Genomic DNA, 4812 nt, shown 5'->3' on the forward strand with positions numbered 1-4812 from the left:
TTTATACACATCTGGCATATGAAGGGTTTTCCAAAACTGAAAACCATATTTCGAATCAAAATAATTCATTAGTAATACCATAATATTCCCATGAGTACCTATTACAATATTCTTACCTTTATATTTTTTTAATATATTTTGCATACATATTACAGCGCGTCTTTGCGCTACATCATTTGATTCTCCGCCTTCGTATGCAAAAGTCCAGTCTTCCCATACCTTCTGAATAGCATCGTTAAAATCTGTTACTGGCTCTTTACTTAATAACCTTTCCCGTAAATCTTCTTCCAGTTGTATTGATAAATTATATGTATTCGCAATTCCTTGCACGGTTTGAATCGCCCTTTTATACGGGCTAGAAATAACAACATCAATGTTTTTATCCTTTAACAAACTTGTTACATTACCTGCATCAATCTCTCCTTCTTCAGATAAGGGACGTTCCCTTTCTTCCTTTGTATATGTAGAGTGAGCGTGGCGAACGAAATATACTGTAGTCATTATTCAACTTCCTTTCTTAGTTTCAATCTATATTCCATGCAGTAAATAGGAAATCCTGTATCATGAATAGAAAAGAGCGCCTTTTAAAAAGCGCTCTTTTGTTTACATAATAAAATTATTCCATTATAACTTTCTTCTGAATTCTTCATCTGTTATAGCATCTTGAATAAAATAATCTATATTATTTCTCAGCTTTTGATATGCAACTTGATCTTCTATATCGTTAAACATAATTACAACTTCTACCTTATTCCCTTTCTTATCTGTAGTATACAAACTTTTTGTCAATACGAATGCGGTAGAACCACCTTTTTGACCAGCATATTCCAACTTACTATTTTCAACTGTTCCTTTAAAAACATTATCAATTTCATCTTGCATTGATTTTGGAAAATAATTTCTACTATTTACCTTTTCCATTAAACTCAAATAATCTTTAGCATTTGCACTCACTAATCGATCTGACCAAATACGCTGGAATTCCATATCTATTTTTAATGGTATATCACGTTTCTTCCATTCACTTTCATCTTTCATCCATTCATGTATTTGTAACACGTGTTTATTATATTCATCATTAGACATGTTACGTATCATTTCTAACGATTGATTTTCTGGCTCATTAAGCTCTTTTTCTACATACCCTCTCATATATAGTGAAGCAGTATACGAAGAGAACTTGTCATGACTAGTAAGTTCTAACTCTTTTAAACTATCATTTACTCTTTCTATTCCAAGCTTATCTAACAAATATGTTGTATTCGCATTAGAACTATAATGAATCATCCCTTTAGCCACTTCTTCTAAAGTAATCTGTCCATTTTGCACTAACTCTCTCACTTTTGAATCTTCTAACCAGTCAGGATGCGCTCCACCATCAGTGTTTTTAACATAATATTTTTCTAAATCCTGCAATGAAATTTGTTCATCTCGACTTATTTTTCCTTCTGACACTTGCTTAGCAAATTCAACTGCTATGACGATTTTTGCCGTACTCGCTAATGGCAATTTTACATTTTCATTTATAGATGTTAATACTTCCCCATTTTTTCTAATTAGTAATGAACACGTTTCATCATCTTTATGTTCTTTTATGTACTTTAATACGTAATCAGGATCTTCTTTTGACAAATAGTACTTCATAATAAAAAAGAAAGCTATAACGGCTACTATAATGACTCCTGCAACAATTCCTATAATCTTTAATATGTTCACAATATGCCCCCTCTATAAATTCCCTTCTATATAATAATTATAACGAATAAAAATACAAAATTATACAAAATAGAGTAACTCTTCCTAAAAAAGAAAGAGTTACTCTATTTCACATGATGTTATTTGTCCATTTAACGTAACAACTATATTTGAGTCGTCACTTTCTTTAACTCTATTTAGTCGATTTGAGTTAGGAGGACCAATTACAACTGACTCCTTAATTGGCGAAAGGTCCTTTCCTAATTTTTCTGCACTTACACCGTATGCAGCTTGAAATACTTCTGGCGGTGTTAATCTAAGTATGTCTGATCCCTCTGCTGTTTCAAACTGATCGTTATTAAAGAACAAATGTAATTGTACTTCTTCTGTTACCGCTGTAATCCAATGCCACCATCCCATTGGAATAAAGACAGTTTGCCCCGCTTTCACATGATAATTTTGCAATTGATTCGTTTCGGGATTTAAAATGGATGTAACTGCTTCTCCTGATACAACAACATCTAATTCCCACGCATTCGGATGCCAATGTAGTTCCCGCATATGTCCTTTCGTCATAAATAAATCAACAAACGCCCCTCCTATCATCGCAGGTAACTGCGTTGAGGTAACTTCATATGCAACGTTTTTCTCATCTCTTTTAAAAAAGACATTTTTTCTCGAATCAAAGAAAAGATTTGGCGTTCCTGAGCTTTTCTTTAAATTTTTATTATCTGTAACATAACCTGAATTACTCATTCAATCCCTCTTTCCCGCTCCGAACATTTCTGATTTTACACTGTATCGTATGGGGAAATTTTATAAATGTGCCTATTAACAACATAACAAAAAAACATGCCTTCATGATGAGAGCATGTTTTGTGATTTTTTTCACATTGTTTAGTTAAAAAATAAACTTTTTACTTACCATGATGTAACATTAAATCACTAAGTTCTTCCTCAATGTGATTTAATTTCGCAACTCCTTCTTTCCATTTATGAATATAACGTGAAATCCCAACGAAAAATAAAATAATAATTGTGGAAAGAATAATACCATACACGATAGCTACAGTACTCATAGTTACACTTCCTTATAATTAGTAATGTTGTTATTAGTTATATTTTTATTATAAACCTTTTTCTTTTAAAATACTTCGATTTCAACTTTTTGTAACAAAATTGATTTTTCTAATATTTCGTTCATAAAAATGGCATATTTTTCACAAATTATACAAAACTTCACCATATGTACTATTACCACATGAGTTATATTGTTAAATAGGATAAAGTGAAATTTTAGTCAGTACGGGGTATCTATCCACACTGATTATTAGCCCGCACCAACCAGGATTTTACGGACCGTTACTGTGGGATAAAGGGGATGAAATACTATGACGACTTGGTTTATTGTAATGTTAGTTGTATTTGGAGCATTTAAAATTATTGTTTCTAGCCTTCCTAACTCTGCTATTGAATCCATTATTAGCAAGTACGAAACACATCCACAACTTGAAGAAGAGAATGTGACTGTTACAATCAATGGAAATAACTTAGAAGGCGAAAAGAAATCCAAAATTATTCATGATTTTAACGAAGGATTATTTTTAGATCGCTATTATGCACCACCACACAATGAAGGCACTCCTTTAATTATCACTGCAAAACGTGGCAAAAAAGATTTTACATTTTATATTTATAGTCATGAAGAGCATGTTGATGTAGTAAAACAACATAAAAAGAAGGTAGTTGCTTATAGTTTACGCTCTAAAAACCTTCAAAATAATGATATGTTCGTGTCAGCTGATTTAGCTTAATACTCATATATTAGAAGAAGGAATCCATGTGCCATGGATTCCTTCTTTCCTATTTACTGAAAAATAAGCTCTGTCTTCAAACTATCTTTCGGTAACAACCATCCTTTTTTCTCTATACTCGCCATTAATAATTCTCTTTGTTTTGTCGCGATACTTTCCTCAGTTGTTTTAAACGACACTTCTATTACGAAGTCATCTTCTATCTTCCCGGTATTACTTAGTGGCCAAACTTCAATATTCGTTTTAATATTTTCAAATTCAGCTGTATACCTTTTCATTAATACAGGACTATAAATACGAGAATTCTTGAGCATTTCTTCTCCCCAATTCGTATACAACCATTTGTTCATTTTCCCTGGCAACTTTTCTATTAACATGTTTTGAGCAACTCGTTCGTTTGGTAAATCAAGTACTCCATATCCTTTAGCACTGTAACTTTTCTTATTTGAAATACTTAACGTTTTCTTCTCAAATCCCCAATCTATTTCCGCCTCATAATTATCAGTTTTACTATCAAATCCATCCTTTTTAGCCACTTCTAGTGCTTCTTGAATTACACCATTTTGAATAGGATATCTTTTTTTATATGTTAGCTCAAAATCTTTACTAAATTCTTTCTTTCGAATTCTCGCAAACCAACCTTCATTACTTAAATTTTTATTTGCCGTATCTAAAAATTGCACCTGTATTCTTTCATAATTTGTACCAGCCTGAAAATATTCTAGTACCTCTTGCTTCATCTCTTTGTTATAACCTAATACTTGTTCTGGCTTTAATAATAACTTCACTTCAAAGCTAGGTTTCATTGGACTAGCAGCAAAACCTTCCTTAACGTTATAAAGGAAACAACAAAAGAAAATACTTACGAATACAAATACTTTTTTCATATACCAATCTCCTTTACATTTTATATGACTTCTACACATTCCATTGCAAGTGAATACACATTTTCATATCCTGCTATGCTAAGCTTTTCCTGCAATCGATCCGTATCCTCTTTCAAAGCATGTACTAACACCGTATGTTCTGGTAATAGTGTATTTAACATTTCCTTAACGTCACTTATACTTTGATGAACTTTATATGGAACTCGCTTCACCCTACATTCTTTACCTACACGTTCCTTCAAAACTTTTTCTGCAAAACTTCCTTTAGCAATATGTCCAGTAAAGATAATCGAATTTCGTTCTTCATGCCGAAGTTGTTCATAATACAACTGTGCTCGTTTCGTTTGCATATTCGCATCACTCATTACAACTATTCCGTAACTATTTTGCATACAAATTTCCTTATCCATAACTAT

The 4812-nt window shown here is 32.1% G+C and carries 8 protein-coding genes; 1 reads left to right on the forward strand and 7 read right to left on the reverse strand.

Annotation, left to right across the window (positions count from 1 at the left end):
• The 5 genes from AB3X49_RS17735 to AB3X49_RS17755 all read right to left on the reverse strand — a co-directional run.
• The coding region (locus AB3X49_RS17735) for a histidine phosphatase family protein (protein WP_367963736.1) at positions 1–501 on the reverse strand (501 nt) is incomplete at its 3' end.
• A gap of 123 nt (positions 502–624) precedes the next feature.
• On the reverse strand, positions 625–1716 hold the full coding sequence (locus AB3X49_RS17740; RefSeq protein WP_367963739.1) for a serine hydrolase: 1092 nt from the start codon (positions 1714–1716) through the stop codon (positions 625–627).
• A gap of 99 nt (positions 1717–1815) precedes the next feature.
• Complete coding sequence (locus tag AB3X49_RS17745; RefSeq protein WP_367963741.1) at positions 1816–2451, reverse strand: cupin domain-containing protein; 636 nt, start codon at positions 2449–2451, stop codon at positions 1816–1818.
• Between the two features lie 161 nt (positions 2452–2612).
• A complete protein-coding gene (locus tag AB3X49_RS17750) occupies positions 2613–2774 on the reverse strand; it encodes a hypothetical protein (RefSeq protein WP_002011945.1) in 162 nt (53 codons plus the stop codon).
• Positions 2775–2839: 65 nt separating this feature from the next.
• The gene (locus AB3X49_RS17755) at positions 2840–2956 is read right to left on the reverse strand and encodes a hypothetical protein (protein WP_002018064.1); all 117 of its coding nucleotides are present in this window, start codon (positions 2954–2956) and stop codon (positions 2840–2842) included.
• 130 nt (positions 2957–3086) lie between these two features.
• Here AB3X49_RS17755 and AB3X49_RS17760 point away from each other — a divergent pair, with 130 nt between their 5' ends.
• Entirely contained in the window at positions 3087–3509 is a 423-nt protein-coding gene (locus AB3X49_RS17760; protein ID WP_002168706.1) for a YfmQ family protein, read from the forward strand.
• A 53-nt stretch (positions 3510–3562) separates the two neighbouring features.
• Here AB3X49_RS17760 and AB3X49_RS17765 read toward each other — a convergent pair whose 3' ends face one another.
• Both AB3X49_RS17765 and AB3X49_RS17770 read right to left on the reverse strand, forming a co-directional pair.
• The gene (locus AB3X49_RS17765) at positions 3563–4396 is read right to left on the reverse strand and encodes a hypothetical protein (RefSeq protein WP_367963744.1); all 834 of its coding nucleotides are present in this window, start codon (positions 4394–4396) and stop codon (positions 3563–3565) included.
• Between the two features lie 20 nt (positions 4397–4416).
• Positions 4417–4812, reverse strand: a 396-nt coding sequence (locus tag AB3X49_RS17770; RefSeq protein WP_367963746.1) for an MBL fold metallo-hydrolase RNA specificity domain-containing protein, incomplete at its 5' end; no start/stop codon positions are given.

The organism is Bacillus sp. C30 (assembly GCF_040838255.1).
Taxonomy (GTDB): Bacteria; Bacillota; Bacilli; order Bacillales; family Bacillaceae_G; genus Bacillus_A; species Bacillus_A mycoides.

Coding starts and splice junctions, on each gene's coding strand:
- AB3X49_RS17750 (WP_002011945.1), bottom strand. CDS start 2,774: ATGAGTACTGTAGCTATCGTGTATGGTATTATTCTTTCCACAATTATT.
- AB3X49_RS17745 (WP_367963741.1), bottom strand. CDS start 2,451: ATGAGTAATTCAGGTTATGTTACAGATAATAAAAATTTAAAGAAAAGC.
- AB3X49_RS17765 (WP_367963744.1), bottom strand. CDS start 4,396: ATGAAAAAAGTATTTGTATTCGTAAGTATTTTCTTTTGTTGTTTCCTT.
- AB3X49_RS17760 (WP_002168706.1), top strand. CDS start 3,087: ATGACGACTTGGTTTATTGTAATGTTAGTTGTATTTGGAGCATTTAAA.